19 protein-coding genes are annotated in these 17,229 nt (G+C 36.8%); 12 read left to right on the top strand and 7 right to left on the bottom strand.

Translation table 11 applies throughout. The annotated features are described in order from the left end of the window. Positions 1-4: 4 nt before the first annotated feature. The 5 genes from OSO01_RS05680 to OSO01_RS05660 all read right to left on the bottom strand — a co-directional run bounded on the left by OSO01_RS05680 (position 5) and on the right by OSO01_RS05660 (position 5,669). Positions 5-1,489 (bottom strand): Na+/H+ antiporter subunit D, encoded by a 1,485-nt coding sequence (locus tag OSO01_RS05680; protein WP_147209480.1) that lies wholly within the window; start codon positions 1,487-1,489, stop codon positions 5-7. Further along, positions 1,482-1,820 (bottom strand): Na(+)/H(+) antiporter subunit C, encoded by a 339-nt coding sequence (locus OSO01_RS05675; RefSeq protein ID WP_147209479.1) that lies wholly within the window; start codon positions 1,818-1,820, stop codon positions 1,482-1,484. The genes OSO01_RS05680 and OSO01_RS05675 overlap by 8 nt, the downstream gene beginning before the upstream one ends. After that, positions 1,820-2,248, bottom strand: coding sequence for a Na(+)/H(+) antiporter subunit B (locus tag OSO01_RS05670; protein ID WP_147209674.1), 429 nt, complete (start codon positions 2,246-2,248; stop codon positions 1,820-1,822). The genes OSO01_RS05675 and OSO01_RS05670 overlap by 1 nt, the downstream gene beginning before the upstream one ends. Beyond that, entirely contained in the window at positions 2,248-4,665 is a 2,418-nt protein-coding gene (locus tag OSO01_RS05665; RefSeq protein WP_147209478.1) for a Na+/H+ antiporter subunit A, read from the bottom strand. Before OSO01_RS05665 ends, OSO01_RS05670 begins: the two co-directional genes overlap by 1 nt. An 863-nt stretch (positions 4,666-5,528) precedes the next feature. Next, positions 5,529-5,669, bottom strand: coding sequence for a sporulation histidine kinase inhibitor Sda (locus tag OSO01_RS05660; RefSeq protein WP_077601248.1), 141 nt, complete (start codon positions 5,667-5,669; stop codon positions 5,529-5,531). A gap of 508 nt (positions 5,670-6,177) precedes the next feature. On the opposite strand from OSO01_RS05660, the gene OSO01_RS05655 reads away from it, so the two are divergent. The 11 genes from OSO01_RS05655 to OSO01_RS05605 all read left to right on the top strand — a co-directional run bounded on the left by OSO01_RS05655 (position 6,178) and on the right by OSO01_RS05605 (position 14,986). After that, positions 6,178-6,693 (top strand): YqeG family HAD IIIA-type phosphatase, encoded by a 516-nt coding sequence (locus OSO01_RS05655; protein ID WP_147209477.1) that lies wholly within the window; start codon positions 6,178-6,180, stop codon positions 6,691-6,693. Between the two features lie 2 nt (positions 6,694-6,695). Beyond that, complete coding sequence (gene yqeH, locus OSO01_RS05650; protein WP_147209476.1) at positions 6,696-7,805, top strand: ribosome biogenesis GTPase YqeH; 1,110 nt, start codon at positions 6,696-6,698, stop codon at positions 7,803-7,805. 57 nt (positions 7,806-7,862) lie between these two features. After that, positions 7,863-8,693 carry a shikimate dehydrogenase gene (gene aroE, locus OSO01_RS05645; protein WP_147209475.1) on the top strand — a complete coding sequence of 277 codons (831 nt, stop codon included), beginning with the start codon at positions 7,863-7,865 and terminating at the stop codon, positions 8,691-8,693. Between the two features lies 1 nt (position 8,694). Continuing rightward, complete coding sequence (gene yhbY / locus OSO01_RS05640) at positions 8,695-8,985, top strand: ribosome assembly RNA-binding protein YhbY (RefSeq protein ID WP_147209474.1); 291 nt, start codon at positions 8,695-8,697, stop codon at positions 8,983-8,985. 105 nt (positions 8,986-9,090) lie between these two features. Continuing rightward, positions 9,091-9,666 carry a nicotinate-nucleotide adenylyltransferase gene (locus OSO01_RS05635; RefSeq protein ID WP_147209473.1) on the top strand — a complete coding sequence of 192 codons (576 nt, stop codon included), beginning with the start codon at positions 9,091-9,093 and terminating at the stop codon, positions 9,664-9,666. Then, entirely contained in the window at positions 9,647-10,231 is a 585-nt protein-coding gene (yqeK, locus tag OSO01_RS05630) for a bis(5'-nucleosyl)-tetraphosphatase (symmetrical) YqeK (protein WP_147209472.1), read from the top strand. Before OSO01_RS05635 ends, yqeK begins: the two co-directional genes overlap by 20 nt. Continuing rightward, entirely contained in the window at positions 10,224-10,580 is a 357-nt protein-coding gene (gene rsfS / locus OSO01_RS05625) for a ribosome silencing factor (protein WP_147209471.1), read from the top strand. The genes yqeK and rsfS overlap by 8 nt, the downstream gene beginning before the upstream one ends. A gap of 5 nt (positions 10,581-10,585) precedes the next feature. Continuing rightward, complete coding sequence (locus OSO01_RS05620; RefSeq protein ID WP_147209470.1) at positions 10,586-11,332, top strand: class I SAM-dependent DNA methyltransferase; 747 nt, start codon at positions 10,586-10,588, stop codon at positions 11,330-11,332. 103 nt (positions 11,333-11,435) lie between these two features. Continuing rightward, on the top strand, positions 11,436-12,041 hold the full coding sequence (locus OSO01_RS05615; protein WP_246145065.1) for a helix-hairpin-helix domain-containing protein: 606 nt from the start codon (positions 11,436-11,438) through the stop codon (positions 12,039-12,041). Positions 12,042-12,119: 78 nt separating this feature from the next. Further along, the gene (locus OSO01_RS05610) at positions 12,120-12,698 is read left to right on the top strand and encodes a ComE operon protein 2 (RefSeq protein WP_147209469.1); all 579 of its coding nucleotides are present in this window, start codon (positions 12,120-12,122) and stop codon (positions 12,696-12,698) included. Continuing rightward, positions 12,695-14,986: a DNA internalization-related competence protein ComEC/Rec2 gene (locus OSO01_RS05605; protein WP_147209468.1), complete on the top strand. Its 2,292-nt coding sequence runs from the start codon at positions 12,695-12,697 to the stop codon at positions 14,984-14,986. The genes OSO01_RS05610 and OSO01_RS05605 overlap by 4 nt, the downstream gene beginning before the upstream one ends. Positions 14,987-15,216: 230 nt before the next feature. Here the strand turns inward: OSO01_RS05605 and OSO01_RS05600 are convergent, their stop codons facing one another. Further along, positions 15,217-15,351: a YqzM family protein gene (locus OSO01_RS05600; RefSeq protein WP_040980284.1), complete on the bottom strand. Its 135-nt coding sequence runs from the start codon at positions 15,349-15,351 to the stop codon at positions 15,217-15,219. A gap of 443 nt (positions 15,352-15,794) precedes the next feature. On the opposite strand from OSO01_RS05600, the gene holA reads away from it, so the two are divergent. After that, entirely contained in the window at positions 15,795-16,799 is a 1,005-nt protein-coding gene (gene holA / locus OSO01_RS05595; protein WP_147209467.1) for a DNA polymerase III subunit delta, read from the top strand. Positions 16,800-16,912: 113 nt separating this feature from the next. Here the strand turns inward: holA and rpsT are convergent, their stop codons facing one another. After that, complete coding sequence (gene rpsT / locus OSO01_RS05590; protein WP_147209466.1) at positions 16,913-17,170, bottom strand: 30S ribosomal protein S20; 258 nt, start codon at positions 17,168-17,170, stop codon at positions 16,913-16,915. Between the last annotated feature and the right edge of the window lie 59 nt (positions 17,171-17,229).

Here is a 17,229-nt window from a genome sequence, read left to right as displayed (position 1 = left end):
GCAACTACTCCTTAAGCACAGATTCAATATAATTTGTAGGATTCATAATCTCTTCTGCAACTTCCATCGAATACGTGAAAATCGGTTCCGCTGCAAAACCTAGAATAATTGTCAGTGCAACAAGCGGTAAGATAGGCAGTAACAATTTTCCTACTGGAATCTTTGCTTGTTCCTCTGTATGTTTCTGTTTGCCCCAAAAGGCATAACTGAATATTTTCATCATAGAAAATAATGTAAGCAGTCCGACCAGGAGAGCAACAGCAGAAATAACATATTGCTGTTCCTCAAAACCGGCTAATATAATTGGAAATTTACTAAAGAATCCGCTTAGTGGCGGAATACCTGCTAAGGAAATGGCAGTAATAAAGAATAGCCATGCCAGCCAGGGATGTGTTCCAAGTAAGCCTCCCATTTTCTTTAAGTCAGTTGTTCCTGTAATTTTCTGTGTGGCGCCGGCAAATAAGAAAAGTGCTGTTTTTACAATCATGTGATGCGCAATATAATAAATGGCGCCGGCAACAGCTAATGGTGTGAAAATACCAAGCCCCATCACCATATAGCCGACCTGACTGATGATATGGTAGGAGAGAATCCGTTTGAAATCAAATTGCGATACAGCTCCAAGAACTCCTAACAGCATCGTAAAACCAGCAATGGTAACAATAAGCCCCTTATGTGTAAAGGAAACATCATGGTTAAAAATAAGAGTAAATGTGCGGATAATCGCATAAATACCAACTTTTGTCAAAAGGCCACCAAATAGAGCGGCTATTGCTGCAGGAGGGCCATAATAAGACCTCGGTAACCAGAAATATAATGGGAATAAAGCTCCTTTACAAGCAAAAACGATAAAGAATATAATCGCTACAATGTTAAGTGCTCCTGTTTGATCAAGCTCTGAAACACGCTGTGCCATATGTGCCATATTCATTGTTCCGGTAATGGAGTATACCCAGGCTATCCCCACAATAAAAAGAGCAGATGCAAAAATGTTAATAATAACATATTTAAATGATTCTCTTAATTGATAGCCCGTCCCACCATGGACAATTAACCCATAAGACGATATCAGCATAACTTCGAAGAATACAAACAGGTTAAATAAATCGCCTGTTAAAAAAGATCCGTTTACTCCGATCATTAAGAAAAGGTAAAGCGGGTAGAAAAATTGCTTCTCTCTGTCCTGAGATACAGTCTGAAAAGCAAAGAACAAACAAACTGTTCCCACCAGGGTAGATAAAAGCAGCATCAGTGTTGAAAAGAGATCTGCTACAATAACAATCCCAAATGGAGCTTTCCAGTCACCGACCTCCAAAACGATTGTTCCATGCTGGTAGACATAGATTGCTAAAAATACGGAAAGTGCCAATAATACAAACATAGTTATTCCGCTTATGACACGCTGCATGGAGTGCCTTTTATATAATAGTATAAGTATAGCACCGATTATAAAGGGAATAATAACCGGTAAAATTATGATATTATTCATCGGCAGAACCTCTCAAATCTTCTAAATCATCTGTTTTATGCACTTTATAGGTGCGGTAAGACATTACTAACAATAATGCAGTTACAGCAAAGCTGATAACAATTGCTGTCAATACAAGTGCGTGTGGCAGCGGGTCTGTATAAGCTTCTGCATCAAAGCTTAAGATTGGTGATGCACCACGTTGTAAGCCAGACATCGTTACTAATAAAAGATGCACTCCATGAGAGAGCAATAAAGTGGCTACTGCAACGCGGAGCAGATTTTTGGACATGAACAGGTAAATACTCACACTGAAAATAATCCCTATTACAATTGACATTAATAGTTCCATTATTTATCATCCTCCGCGATTGTTAAAATAATTGTTAATGCACTGGCAAGCACGACAAAGTATACTCCCAAGTCAAAAGGCAGTGCTGTGGTCAATTCTACTTCACCAATTAATGGTATGTGAAAATATCCAAAAAATTGTTTCAGATAAGAAAATCCGAAGAAAATAGAAACCAAACCAGTTATGCCGGGTAAAAGCAATCCAATTCCTATGATTTTGATGTAATCAAAACGGATTACCTTTTTAATCGGATTTAAGCCAAATGAAAGGTATAAAATAAGAATCGCACTCGCAGTCATCAACCCTCCGATAAACCCTCCTCCAGGGCTGTTATGCCCTGCCAGCATTAAATAAATAGAGAAGGAGAGGACGACGAGTATAATCAACCTTGCTAATGTCTGCAGCATCATATTATTAGGCTTTTTCATCATACATCCTCACCGCCTTTAAAACGTAATCGAATCAAGCTGACAACAGTCAATACAGCTAAAGATACAACCAGTACCTCAAGCATAGTATCCAGACCACGAAAATCGACTAAAATAACGTTTACGATATTATATCCGCCAGCTTTTTCCTTTGAATTCTCTGTATAATACTCAGAAATAGATTCATAATTTGCCTCTTGTCCCATTGAAAACGCTGATAAGGATCCTAGTGTAATCATTAGTCCAAAACCGATAGAAATAATTAACTTGATCGTTTTCATTTTTGGTGGTGTCTTCACCTTTTTCAGCTTTGGCAAATGATAAAAGACAAGCATAAATAATACGACCGATACTGTTTCGATAAGCAGTTGCGTCAATGCTAAATCAGGAGCTCTGAATAATACAAATAGAAGAGCTACAAGAAAACCGCTGACGCCAGTTGTTATAATAATCGCTATCCGATTATTTAGAAATGGAATTGTTAAAATAGAGCCAAGAAATACTAAAATAACAAACCATGTGTAAACAGGTATTGGTGATAAATCAAGATTTTGAATTAACGGCAGATTATATCGGTACATCGTATAACCCATTATTAACATAATAAACGTGCACATATAGATGAAGTAATCTCTTAATCTGCCGGTCATCTGAATCCGGGTAAGCCACTGTGAGCCCTTAATTAAACCATCATATCCATAATCATAGGCATAGTTGAATAGATCCTGTTCCCCGCGGTAAAATGCAGTGTTTTCCCATTTTCTAAATGTTATAAATAAGAGAACACCTAAAACAATAATGCCAAGTGTCATAAAGAGTTCTGCTGAAAAGCCGTGCCAGTGCGTAATGTGTACATCAAAAAATTCTCCGGGAGAAAGTATCCCGGGAGCGATAGCTGCCATAGCTGGCTCAATAATAGAGTATGCTAACAGGTTAGGGAAGAGCCCGAATAAAACAACAAGAACAGCTAATATAATAGGACTAATCAGCATACCAATTGGTGCTTCATGAACATGCTTTACTTTCAATTTACTTATGTCGAATTTACCCATAAACGTCTTATAAAACATGAGAATGCAATATAAGAAAGTAAATACACTGGCAATGAAAGCAATGATAGGAATGATAAATCCGATTGCTTCTAAGTTGAAAATACCATATTCCGTAACGCTCAACATACCTGTTAAAAATAGTTCTTTACTTAAGAATCCATTAAATGGAGGAAGACCTGCCATAGAAGCCAAACCAATCAGAGAAATAGTTGCTGTTACAGGCATAATAGTCATTAATCCGCCCAGTTTGCGGATATCTCTCGTTCCTGTCTCATGATCGATAATTCCTGCCGCCATAAACAAGCTTCCTTTAAAGGTTGCATGGTTAATTAAATGAAATACTGCTGCTAAGATGGCCGTCATATATAAAGGACTGTCTCCATCTTGAAAATAGAACGCAGCAGAACCAGCCCCGAGCAGACTCATGATTAAACCAAGCTGGCTTACAGTTGAATAGGCCAGTATTCCTTTTAAATCTTTCTGGCGTACTGCTGAAATAGAGCCCCAAATCAATGTGATTAATCCAGCAATGGTAATAATCCAAAACCACTCTGGTGCGCCGCCAAAAACCCCCGTTAATCTGGCGACAAGGTAAATTCCTGCTTTAACCATGGTTGCAGAGTGAAGATAGGCACTGACGGGTGTCGGTGCTTCCATTGCATCTGGGAGCCAGATATGGAACGGAAATTGAGCAGACTTGGTGAACGCTCCTAATAAGACAAGAATCATTGCCGGAATAAATAAACTGCTTGCCATGATAAGGTCAGCATTTGCAATTAGCTCTCTAATGCTGAATGTGCCTGCAATAACGTAAAGCAGAGAAAAACCGGCAAGCATGGATAATCCGCCGAAAACGGTAATATACATCGACTTTTGAGCACCATAAATAGATTTTTCTCTTGTATACCAGTAGCTGATTAATAAAGAAGAAGCGATACTTGTTACTTCCCAGAAAACATAAATAACAATTAAATTATCGGAAAGAACAACACCCAGCATAGCACCCATAAACATTAATAGATAAACATAGAAATTGTTCAGCTTTTCTTTTTGCTTGGACAGATAGTAGATAGAATAAAGGACTACCAATGTCCCAATACCAGTAATCAATAATGCAAAAAGTAAGCTTAAACCATCAATGTACACATTGAAATTTATACCTAGCGAAGGTACCCAATCCAGATTATTTAAGACCACGTTTCCAGAGGATGTTTCAGGTATAAATGATAGGAAATAAATAAATAGTGCCAGAGGCAGAATTAAAACAAACCAGCCAGTATGTATTCTTTTTAAATACTTATATAAAAATGGAATAAGTATGGCTGCAATAAAAGGTGATAAAACAGCCCAGTGTAATAAAGTCAACAATAATTCCTCCTTTTACAATAATGCCGAAAAATTCCTTTTTAACTGAAAGAATACTTTCAATATTCCTTCAGTTAAAAGTACTTTTTTCATTTCTTGTGCAAAAAATAAAATTTATCACAGTGTAACTGGCTGTACGACTCCCACTTCAACAACAGATAGAGAATCAAAAATTCCATGTAGGAATCAGGCAGCCAGTAACGGTCCGGTTGAATCAGGCCTTCAAGATATAGGTCACAAAGGCGCCTGAGACAACGCTTTTTGATGGTGCAAGTAATCTTAGCTCCAGTCCCAGTAGTCTCACCATGCTGTAGCTGTAGAATTAGCCTTTGGTCCTTGGAAACCATGGGAGATGAAAAGAAAACCCCTAACGAATGAAGTTTCATTTTATCTTTTAATATAAGAATAAGGATGAATTACACTGTAGTGCATGTTCAAAAACCAGTAAAGAGGACAATGTCAGCTGATGCAGCTGCATCGTGGCGTTACGATTATTCACTTTATCGAAAACATATGTAATGGCTTCTGTGTTACCCGCGCGATGTAGACGGTTTTAAGTAGAAACTTCTTTTCCTGTCATGTCATTTTATCGGGCTTTTGTATAGCCTCTTACTTAAAAGTAATCGGTATGATAATTCAAAGGAATACTATGCTTTTTTAGCATTCTCCATCTCTTTACGATATTTTGCACACACAAAAATAGAGTACTATATTTGATTATAACTTATTAAGAAGAAGGATGCATACAAAAAGAATGCGGTTGCTAAAGGTTGAAATCTTTATTTTAAATAGGAAGGAACAAGGGGAAAAAGGCAAAAAAAAAACTTCAATTTTAAAATTGAAGATTTGTAAACAAGACAAAATTATACAGATTCTTTGATTTTATGAGTTAGAGATCTTTTATGGATTTCTTCTTCAAATAAAGAAAGAAAATCAGGACTTAGGTTTAGTGCAACTGCTGTATAATAAGATTCTAGTAATAGTTCGTCCGATAATGTTTCCACAATACAACCTCCTCGATTTGTAAGCAAATATTTAAGATATTAATAATTTAACATGTATATCTTGTGTTAACAAGCTCTAACTTATCTACATATAGTTGTAGATAAGTTGTGTATAAGGAAGTGGGTAACCTCTTTCAAGATTGTTATTCGTACATTCTTATGTTGATAAAGTTATCCACAAAATCGAAAGGAATCGGAATTTGTCGAACGATTTTTAAAGAATAGAAGCATTTTTCATAAGGAGTCTGCATAGTTCCCCATAGAAATAGAAGAAAAATTTGGATATCGATGTCGATTGAGTGAACGTCACTCTAGAAAGATTAATTATTTGAAACGCTAGTCAGTTGTTGCAGGATTAGGTATAATGTGATGTAGCATAAAATTGCTTTATCTTGAATTTTCTTGAGATAAGCAAAAACAGTATTTTTTTTAGTGAAGTTTCTTTACATAAAAAGTATAGTATGCAAGAAGTATAATGTTAACTAATCGGAAATCTTGAGGTGTGTATATGTTTTCAAAATTTTTACCGGATGAACAAATTGATCAAATTTTTGACCTGCAACCAGAAACGTTAAAAAAGAAAGGGATTAAAGGTATTATAACGGATTTGGATAATACCCTCGTTGCGTGGGATGTAAAGGATGCAACCCCTGATGTCATTTCATGGTTTAAAACAATGGAAGAAAATGATATAAAAGTAACAATTATATCGAATAATAATCAGGAACGTGTAACAGTTTTTTCAGAACCGCTTGGGACGCCGTTTGTGTTTAGTGCCAGAAAGCCTTTGAGCAGGGCTTTTAAAACAGTTGCCAGGCAGATGGGTCTGAAAAAAGAAGAAATTTTAGTTGTCGGGGACCAATTGTTGACAGATGTCCTTGGAGGCAATATAGCCGGATTTTATACGGTATTAGTTGTTCCTGTGGTACACACGGATGGTAGAATAACGAAGATTAACCGTATGATTGAAAGGAAAATTTTAAAAAGAATGCAGACCAAGAGTAATAGTAATAAGGAGGAATAAGTTTGGAGCAACATATTTGTCAAGGATGCGGAAGCGTTATTCAGACAGAGTATCCGGATGAGCCGGGCTATGCGCCTGTCAGCGCGTTAGAGAAAGATGTTATTTTATGTAAAAGATGTTTTCGATTGAAGCATTATAATGAGATCCAGGATGTGTCAATTACAGATGCAGACTTTTTGAAAATGGTCAGTTCAATTCGGGACCGGGATGGATTAGTTGTTCATATTATTGATATTTTTGATGTGAACGGTACACTATTAAGTAATTTACCAAGAATTACGGGTGATAATCCAATCATTTTAGCTGGAAATAAACTTGATTTATTGCCGAAATCGACAAATGAAAATAAATTAAAGCAATGGCTGCGTCATGAAGCAAGTCAGCTTGGAATTAAAATTCAGGATGTAGTTTTAATTTCTTCTGTAAAAGGGAATGGAATGGATGAGCTTAAGCAGAAAATAGAAAGATACAGGGCAGGCAAAGATGTATTCATTGTTGGTGTCACGAATGTTGGTAAATCAACTTTTATCAATCGTTTAATTAAAGAATCAACAGGAGAAGAGAACGCAATAACAACTTCTTATTTCCCTGGAACAACACTTGGCTTTATTGAAATACCGCTGGATGCAGAGACATTTTTAGTAGATACACCAGGAATTGTTAACAAACAGCAGATGGCTCATTATGTTTCTGAAAAGGAATTAAAAATGATTACTCCGAAAAAAGAAATTAAAGCAAGAGTTTATCAACTAAATGAGCAGCAGACGTTATATGTTGGCGGCTTGGTCAGATTGGACTTTATCAAAGGAGGAAAGCAATCATTTATTTGTTATTTCTCTAATGATTTAACAATTCACCGGACAAAGTTGGAGAATGCGGATGAATTATATGAAAAGCATGTTGGGGAACTGTTATCTCCTCCGTACAGTGAGCAGCTGGATAAATTTCCTCCACTGACAGCACACAGCTTTAAAGTGGGAAAAGGAAAAACAGATATTGTCTTCCCCGGGCTTGGCTGGATCAGCATTCAAGGCGAGGGGGCTACTGTTGTAGCACATAGCCCTAAAGGAGTCTCCGTAACAACGAGAAAATCCTTTTTATCAGGTCAATAAGCAGGCAAGATGCTTAGATGAAAAAGAAGTACTGCAATAGAGAGAGGAGGCGCTTCGTTGAGTTTGAAATTAAAATTAATTGGTTATCCTATCAAGCATTCTTTATCACCCTGGATCCAGAGTACTTTTTTAGAACGAAGCGGTATAGAAGGTTCTTATACATTGCATGAAATACCAAGTAAAGAAATCTTTGGTGAGGAAATGAAGAAGCTGAGAGAAGCAGAAATTAATGGATTTAATATTACGGTTCCTTACAAGGAAACAATTATTCCTTATCTCGATAAAATTGATATTACTGCGGAACGCGTGGGAGCAGTAAATACAGTATCGTTAGAGGGAAATAAATGGGTTGGATATAATACAGACGGCATCGGCTATGTACAGGCATTGCGCGATAAGTTTCCTGATATGGATAAAGATATTGATGTCCCTATTATAATACTCGGTGCAGGCGGTGCTGCACGAGGTATATTCCATGGATTGGTACAGGCAGGGTATAAAAATCTGACGCTTGCAAACCGGACCAGATCAAAATGTGAAGATATTACAAATGGAACCAGTGCATCTGTGATTACATTGGAAGAAGCTGAAAAAAATATTGCAGCTTATAATGTTATTATTCAAACCAGCTCTGTAGGGATGAATGAGGCAAAACAAATCATAGATCTGTCCAATATACAAGAAGGAACCATTGTCAGCGATATTGTTTACCAGCCGCTTGTCACACAGTTTTTAAAACAGGCAGGAGAAAAAGGCGGGCGCATTCATTATGGTCATACGATGCTGCTTTATCAAGCACAGAAGGCCTTTGAAATTTGGACAAATAAAAAGGTAGATGTACACGGGATGGACGAAGAAATGATAGCAAAAATAAAAGGAGAGAAATAAGATGCTAACAAATAAGCAAAAGCAATTTTTGCGCAGTGAATCACACCATATTAAGCCAATTTTTCAGGTTGGTAAGGATGGTGTAAATGAAAATATGATAACTCAAATTGGTGAAGCTTTAGAAAAAAGAGAATTGATAAAGGTCAGTATCCTTCAGAATTGTTCAGAGGATAAAAATGTGGTTGCTGAGCAAATCTCTAACGGGACTGAATCAGAAGTGGTACAAGTTATCGGCAGCACGATTATTTTATATAAGGAATCAACAGATCACAAAGAAATTAAACTTCCATAAAGAGGATGTTCAAAAAAGGCCAGCGGTTCCGAGGTAAGAATCATCACAAGGATTTTCATTGGCACTTTTTTTGAACACGAATCAATAATTGCAGAAGGTGAGTCTTTGAAGAAGATTGGAATTTTAGGCGGAACATTTAACCCGCCGCATATAGGGCATTTATGGATTGCCGAAGAAGTAAGGATAAGAAATCAATTAGATGAAATTTGGTTCATTCCTACACGGACGCCGCCTCATAAAGACACCTCGATACTTGATGCAGCCCACCGTTTAGGAATGCTCCGATTGGCAGTACGAGATAACCCCCATTTTCATGTGAATGCTTTAGAGCTTGAAAGAGAAGGGAAATCGTATACATTTGATACAGTAAAGGAATTAACTGCAAGTTATCCTGACGATGACCTTTACTTTATTATTGGTGGAGATATGGTAGAATATTTGCCTAAATGGCACCGGGTAGATGAATTAGTGAAGATGATTCGCTTTGTAGGGGTATCCAGACCCGGTTATACATTGGAAACACCTTATCCGGTGGATTGTCTGGAGATACATCCTTTAGACATCTCCTCTACTTTCATAAGAAATCGGCTGGGAGACGGCGAGCTTATCCGTTATTTGCTTCCTGATGATGTAATGAATTATATTAAGGAGAATCAGATTTATGGATATAGAGAACCTTAAAACAGATCTGAAAGAAAGGCTGACTGAAGCAAGATATGAACATACATTAAGAGTAACAGATACAGCAATCAATCTGGCAGAGACCTTTCACGGGCCAGTAGAAAAAGCAAAAATTGCTGCCTTGTTTCACGATTATTGTAAGTATGATTCTTTAGAAGAAATGAAAAAAATTATTGAAACAAATAGCAAGCTGCCAAATTTGCTGCTTTCTTTTCATCATGAGTTATGGCACGGACCAGTTGCATCCGTTCAGATAGAAGAAAGATATACTGTTACGGATCAAGAAATAAAAGATGCGATTTTCTTTCATACCACAGGAAGAGCAAATATGACAATGCTGGATAAAATAATCTTTCTTGCTGATTATATAGAGCCGGGAAGAAGCTTTCCCGGATTAGATGAAGTGAGAGCTGCAGCTAAAACAGATTTAACAAAAGCATGCTATCAGGCTGCCAGGAATACTGTTCACTTTTTAATGGAAAAGAATCGTACTGTATATCCTGATAGCTTTCATGCTTATAATGATTTAAATCAACAAGTTTTTGGAGGAATAATAAATGAATAGCAAAGAATTAATTCAAGTAGTTGCAGAGGCCTGTGACGATAAAAGAGCAGAAAATATTGTTGCCTTAGATATGCATGAAGTATCCTTAGTTGCTGACTATTTTGTAATTTGCCATGGGAGCAACGAAAGGCAAGTACAAGCAATTGCACGTGCAATAAAAGAAACTGCTGAAGAAAATGGAAAAAATATTAAAAGGATGGAAGGCTTTGAAGAAGCCCGCTGGATTTTAGTGGACATTGGCGATATTGTCTGTCATGTCTTCCATAAGGATGAAAGACACTATTATAATTTGGAAAAATTATGGGGCGATGCTGATCGTGTTGCGCTGAATATTACCCAAGAAGGTTAATGAGAATGGTATATCACAAGATGGCTGAGGTTTATGATCAACTGATGGATAATGTCCCATATGATGATTGGGTGGTCTTAATTCAGCAAATGATAGCTCAGGCAGGCAGGCCGATTCAATCAATTATCGATTTGGGATGTGGAACTGGTGTTATTACAAGGAAGCTTGCTGCAGAAGGATATACGATGACCGGAGTAGATCAGTCTTCGGAAATGCTGCAGAAAGCACAGAAGGATTTAGAATCTGTCAGCAGCATCAACTGGTTAGAAGCAGATATTACAGAATTAGATGGATGCAAACAGCAATATGATATGGCAATCAGCTGTTGTGATGTAATAAATTATGTGACAGATCTTCAAAATGTAGAGACAGCATTCAAAAATATATATCAGTTATTAGAGGCAGATGGACTGTTTTTCTTTGATGTTCATTCTCTTTATACGGTGGAGGATGTCTATATTGGCCAAACATTTTCAGATGTAGCTGATGAAGCAGCTTATATCTGGGAATGTGTCCCGGGCGACGAAGTTGGAGAAATGTATCATCAGCTAACCTTTTTCCATCAGGAGGAAGGAGACCGCTTTATCCGATTTCAAGAAAAACATCATCAGCGGACATTTCCATTAGAAGTATATAAAAATATTTTAAAAAAAATCGGCTTTGAAAAAATTAAAATTTATGCTGATTTTTCATTGGAACCAAATAGTTGGAATGAACGATCAGAGAGAATTTTCTTTTTAGCTGAAAAATAAACGATAAAAGCGAATTTTAACGTAATTGCCATGGAAAAGGAGATTAACTTTCTTTGTCGAAGTATTCATTTAGCAGTATTTTGACAAAGAAGGAGGTAATACCTTGAATTGGTTAAAGAAAAATATTCCACTTTTTATCGTTATTGTTGTTATTTTGGTACTTTTTGTGTTTATGAATAAGAAAGAAGCCTCCAGTCCGCTATCCGCCTCATTAATTTCTTCTGAACCTGCCGACTCCGCTGAATCCCCTCTTGCAGTAGAAACCATAGAAGAGAAGGAACGAGTTGCAGTGGTTGATATAAAAGGAGAAGTGGTACGGCCGGGAGTATATGAGATTGATGAGGGCGATCGTGTCCAGGATATTATTGAACGTGCTGAGGGCTTTACGGAAGATGCAGATATTTTTCAAGTGAATTTAGCCCAAATTGTGCAGGATGAAATGGTTGTCCTGATTCCTGCCGTAGGTCAAGAAGGGGATCCTGCTAATAGTCTTGCCGGGGAACAGACAAATAATAATAAAGTAAAAATAAATTCTGCGACAAGGGAAGAATTGACTCAGTTGCCAGGAATCGGACCTGCTAAAGCAGAAGCAATTATTGCTCATCGGGATAACCATGGACAGTTTCAAAAAGCAGAGGATTTATTAGATATCTCAGGTATTGGGGAAAAAACCCTGGAGACACTTATAGAGCATATCCAGGTACCATAAAGAGTATCAAGTATGGAATGCGAAAAAATGAATCATATAGCTTTTGTAATACAAAACAGAGAGAAAGAGGTAATAATCATGGAGAGAATTGCTTGGGATCAGTATTTTATGGCTCAAAGTCAACTGTTAGCTCTAAGAAGCACATGTACCCGCTTAATGGTCGGAGCTACAATTGTCCGCGATAAACGCATTATTGCCGGCGGTTACAACGGGAGTGTTTCCGGTGATGTTCATTGTATTGATGAGGGATGCTATGTCATTGACGGCCATTGTGTACGTACTGTACATGCAGAAGCTAATGCGCTTCTTCAATGTGCGAAATTCGGTGTACCTACGGACGGTGCAGATGTCTATGTAACACATTTTCCATGTCTGCAATGTACAAAACAGCTTATTCAAAGTGGAATTAAAAACTTATTTTATGCAGAAGATTACAAGAATCATCCATATGCAATCCAGTTATTTGAAGAAGCTGGTGTGAAAACACAAAAGGTACCATTAGTTGATGCCATGGTTGACACAAATTTTGTGGAAAAGAATGCTTTTGTTTACAAACTTATGGAAAAGTTGGATTCATCAAGCTTGAGCTCATCGGAAAGAGCGGAAATCCAAGCCGATGCAGACAGACTTTTTTTTAATGAAGGCAAAAAGCATTGAGAGGTTATTGGCATTTCCCTGCTATAGCAGGGGTAATCGCCATTTTATATCAATTGCTGGATATAAAATGGCTTCTCCTTCTTTTCGCAGCATGGCTTTTATGGCTGAAGCTTCTGAAAAAACTTAATATCAATGTATGGATAATTACCTTATTCAGCTTTATCATCTTTAGTTATATTATTCCTGTACTCCCACAAGCAGCTTTTGAAGAAAGCTCTGTCGAGGCAGAGATTATCGGGAAAATTGAAGGTGAGGTAAAGCTCAGTTCCAAACAAATACAATTCACTCTTAATCCACCGTATAGTTCCACTAATCTTTTGGTTACTTATTTTCCTGATAAAAATGAAGATTTTCGAGATATTCCTCTGAAACATTCACTATTTCACGGATCTCAATGTACAATTCGTCAAAGTATTGAAATTCCCCCTTCAAGCACTAACCCTGCACAATTTGATTTTCGTCAATTCCTCCTGCAAAAACAAATTACCCACCAGGCAGTTTTAAAGGATTTTAATCATATTGTTTGTACTCCTGAAAGCGGCTTACTCCCTTTACTATATAAACTGAGAACAGATTTGCTGAATAAAATGGAATATAGATGGAGTGATTATAGTGCTCCCTGGATTAATGCAATTGTTTTTGGAGATGCTTCTGGAATAGAGGAATCAGTAACGGAGCTGTTTCAACGGTTTGGGTTATCGCACATTATCGCTATCTCTGGGACACATGTGACGTTAGTAATTACTTTTGTATATTTGATTCTTGTAAAAGGAAATATAATTACAAAAGAGAAAACACATCTATTCTTACTAATTTTCCTTCCTGTTTACTCTATATTGGCTGGAGCTAATCCGCCTGTGCTTCGTGCGGCTTCTATGATGGTTGTGGTGCTCATACTTCAGAAATATCGGTGGAAGCTTCCGTATTCGGATTTATTTTCTATCATTTTTATGATTTTTATGCTTTGGGATCCTTATATTATTTATAATGTGGGCTTTCAGTTTTCGTTTTCAGTAACCTTCGCAATTCTCCTGTCTCAGGCATGGGTCCGCAAAACAAAATCTCCAGTATGGAATATTTTCCAAGTAAGTTTTGTTGCGCAGATGGCAATTCTTCCACTGCAGATATATTATTTTAATATCTTCCATCCGCTGTCAATTTTAATGAATTTAGTAGTCATTCCATACTTTACTTTCTTCGTTATTCCACTTATGTACACGTTTGTACTCATTCATTTTTTTCCTGGTAATCTTTTGGCTATTGTAGATCGGAGCTTTGCATTCATTCATGAGAAAGTTCTGATTTTTATTGAAGCATTAGATACTACATTATTTCCCCCTATTTATCTAAATCAATTATCTATATGGAGTGTTGTTTTTTATTTCACTTGTTTTTTGCTGTTTATGAAATACTTAGAACACAAACAGCAGAAACGGGCATGGATAGCCGGAATTCTTTTTATATTGCCTATTTTAATGACTGCGGGTAAGCCTTATTTTCAGGAGGAGGGTATCGTAACGATGTTTGATATGGGGCAGGGAGATGCCATGCTGGTGGAGGCGGCAAAGAGAGAAGCTGTTATTATGATTGATGCCGGAGCTGCTTTTCATTTTGAGGATATGGAACCGACGAGAGGAGTGTACAAAAATATTATCCGGGCCTATTTCCATCAACGCGGGATTAAAGAGCTGGATGCAATTATCGTTACACATGATGATGTAGATCACTTTGGGAGTGTCCGTTTTATTTTAGAAGAGGTTAAAGTCAATGAATTAATAGTAAGTCCCTATTTTGATGTGGAGCTATTAAAAGAATTTCAGGAGATACAGCCTGTTTTAAATATAACGCAGGTAAAAGCAGGGGATATTCTGAACTTTAATGATTCTATGTCCTTTCAGGTTTTAGCACCTGATATAGATTCTGGAAATTCAAATGATAATTCAATTGTATTATATGCAAATCTTGGCTTGAAATGGTTATTTACAGGTGATATCAGTAAGGAAATAGAAGAAAAAATAATACGTAATTATCCGGGGATGAACATTGACATTTTAAAGGTCGCCCATCATGGCAGTAAAACCTCCACTGGACCAGCATTTATAGAAGCTGTTCAGCCGAATACAGCTCTTATTTCAGCAGGGAGGAATAATCGATTTAATCATCCGAATGCAGAGGTGCTGGAGGTTTTAGAAGATAATCAAGTACATGTTTACCGTACAGATGAACATGGTGCGATTCAATTTTTTTACACAGATGAAGGAGGAACCTTTTCCACCTTCTTCCCATAATATAAAGTGAGAAAATAGAGATAGTATAACTTAGGGCTGGAAAAATGAATATTTGCAAAAGAACAAAAGCGCAGAGCATTCACGTGTCGACTCCCATTTTTCGACGCTCGGAGCTGGGCCCGGCTGCTTTTCTATAATTAGTTATCCACAAGATAATAATTCTATAAATTCCCATGCAACAAAAAAAGAAGAGATGTAATCCCTTCCTTTTTGACCTTTTATCTCTTTCATTATTGACCAATTACGCTGATGGTTACACCTACCGCAAAAATGATAAAGAAAAAGAGAAATGAAAAGGTAAATCCTTTAATGGAGTCTACTACATCGCTTCCTTTATACTGCGGATCTTTTTCGAATTCGTTCAAGACATACCCCTCCTATACTCACAACTATAGTATAAATCATACACATAAAAAAATCCACATTAATTAAAGGATTCCAGACTGATATGGTATCAGCCATTTTTAGCAACAGTTGTCATCTATACTTTTTGCACGTAAGCACAAATTATATAAAGGGAGGTTCATAAAGCAGCCAAATGACAGTACCTTGATCTTCTCGCTTTTTATTTTCCAGCTTTTTGAAGACGCATTATAAGCAAATATCGTTCTTAAAATTTGTTTCTAGAGCTTATTTTAAGACGTTTAATATAGATGCTTCATAAGGGAGAATGCAAAATACTTGCGTTTCTTCCTTTATTTTTTTGTTGCGTTTATGTCTGCTTCCTTATACGATAAAAAGAGATGAACTTATCGATTATAGAAATATCGCATGATATGAAATTTTTTTAGATGGGAAGCGTAACATCATGATGGATCAAATTACGAAAATAAAAAGTAACCAGATTCAGCCGGTTTACTTTGCTTTTGGAACGGAATCGTTCTTTCAGGAACAATTAAAAAATCGACTGATAAAAACAGTATTAGATGGAGATAAAACCAATTTATCCCTGTATGATTTAGAGGAGACGTCTATACAAGAGGTTTTAGCAGATGCAGAAACTTTCCCGTTTTTCGGTGAGCGCAAATTAATATTTGCCAGTAATGCTTCTTTTGTTAAAACAAAGCCAGATAAAGCCCCTTTTGAGCATAATTTAACGTATTTACAGGAATATTTAGAAAACCCGCCTGAGTACTCTATTTTGCTTATTACAGCACCATATGAAAAATTAGATGAGCGCAAAAAAGTAACAAAACAATTAAAAAAACTGGCTTATTCCGTCGATTGTCAATCTGTGAAGGAAAAAGATGCGAGAACATGGATTCAGAGCCTGGTGAAATCATATGGAATCCACATTGATCAGGAGGCAATGGAAATATTAGAGGCGGAGGTCTCTAATAATATTCAGCTATTGCAAAGTGAAATTGAGAAGCTTGCTCTTTTTGTGGGGGAGAGCGGGACTGTTACCAAAGAAATTGCACAGCAGTTAGTATCCCATACACCAACCACTACATCAATTGCACTTGTGGATGCTGTAATGAAAGGAAGCATTCAGGAAGCAATTCAAATCTACCAGGATTTAGAGAAAATGAATGAAGACCCCATTGCTATGATTGGTTTACTTGCCTATCAATTTCGGATGATTTTAAGAGTAAAGCAATTAAAAAAGAAAGGGTATTCCCAGTTTCAAATTCAAAAAAATATTGGTGCACATCCGTATGTTATTAAGGTAGCGATGGCAAGAGAGGCGAAGTTATCAGAAGAACGTCTGTCTTATATTATTTGTCAGCTGGCAGATGCTGATGCAAAAATGAAACAAGGGCTTATGGAAAAAGGACTGGCGTTTGAGCTTCTGTTAATGGATTTGGTGTAGGCAGAGCTAAATGCATTAAATAATTATTGTATAAATGTTCTATAAAACAGTAAAAAAATAAAAGGTGAAGTATCTGCGGTTATAACCGGGATTACTTCACCTTTTATTTATAATTATGCGTTAACTTTTTTAGCTAAACGAGCTTTTTGACGATTAGCAGCATTTTTGTGGATAATACCTTTTTGAGCTGCTTTATCGATATGCTTGCTAGCAGATTGGTATGCTGCTTTTGCATTATCAGTATCGTTTGCTTCAACAAGTTGTTCTACACGTTTAATCTCTGTACGCATAGCAGAAAGCTGTGAGCCGTTATTAGCACGTTTCTTTTGGTTAACTTCTACGCGTTTAATTGCAGATTTAATATTTGCCATGTTTATTCACCTCCTAAAAAGTGTACGATTTAAAAAAAACATGTTTAAGTATGCTTTAA

The organism is Oceanobacillus sojae (genome assembly GCF_007991515.1).
In the GTDB taxonomy this organism is placed as follows: domain Bacteria; phylum Bacillota; class Bacilli; order Bacillales; family Amphibacillaceae; genus Oceanobacillus; species Oceanobacillus sojae.
The sequence above is the reverse complement of the archived record's forward strand: the minus strand, read 5'-3'. Positions and strand labels throughout refer to the sequence as shown.

What these genes read in the sequence shown, in the direction of transcription:
- OSO01_RS05675 (WP_147209479.1), bottom strand. Translation starts at nt 1,820, where the DNA reads ATGGAACTATTAATGTCAATTGTAATAGGGATTATTTTCAGTGTGAGT.
- OSO01_RS05655 (WP_147209477.1), top strand. Translation starts at nt 6,178, where the DNA reads ATGTTTTCAAAATTTTTACCGGATGAACAAATTGATCAAATTTTTGAC.
- OSO01_RS05680 (WP_147209480.1), bottom strand. Translation starts at nt 1,489, where the DNA reads ATGAATAATATCATAATTTTACCGGTTATTATTCCCTTTATAATCGGT.
- yqeK (WP_147209472.1), top strand. Translation starts at nt 9,647, where the DNA reads ATGGATATAGAGAACCTTAAAACAGATCTGAAAGAAAGGCTGACTGAA.
- OSO01_RS05610 (WP_147209469.1), top strand. Translation starts at nt 12,120, where the DNA reads ATGGAGAGAATTGCTTGGGATCAGTATTTTATGGCTCAAAGTCAACTG.
- rsfS (WP_147209471.1), top strand. Translation starts at nt 10,224, where the DNA reads ATGAATAGCAAAGAATTAATTCAAGTAGTTGCAGAGGCCTGTGACGAT.
- yhbY (WP_147209474.1), top strand. Translation starts at nt 8,695, where the DNA reads ATGCTAACAAATAAGCAAAAGCAATTTTTGCGCAGTGAATCACACCAT.
- OSO01_RS05670 (WP_147209674.1), bottom strand. Translation starts at nt 2,248, where the DNA reads ATGAAAAAGCCTAATAATATGATGCTGCAGACATTAGCAAGGTTGATT.
- rpsT (WP_147209466.1), bottom strand. Translation starts at nt 17,170, where the DNA reads ATGGCAAATATTAAATCTGCAATTAAACGCGTAGAAGTTAACCAAAAG.
- OSO01_RS05620 (WP_147209470.1), top strand. Translation starts at nt 10,586, where the DNA reads ATGGTATATCACAAGATGGCTGAGGTTTATGATCAACTGATGGATAAT.
- holA (WP_147209467.1), top strand. Translation starts at nt 15,795, where the DNA reads ATGATGGATCAAATTACGAAAATAAAAAGTAACCAGATTCAGCCGGTT.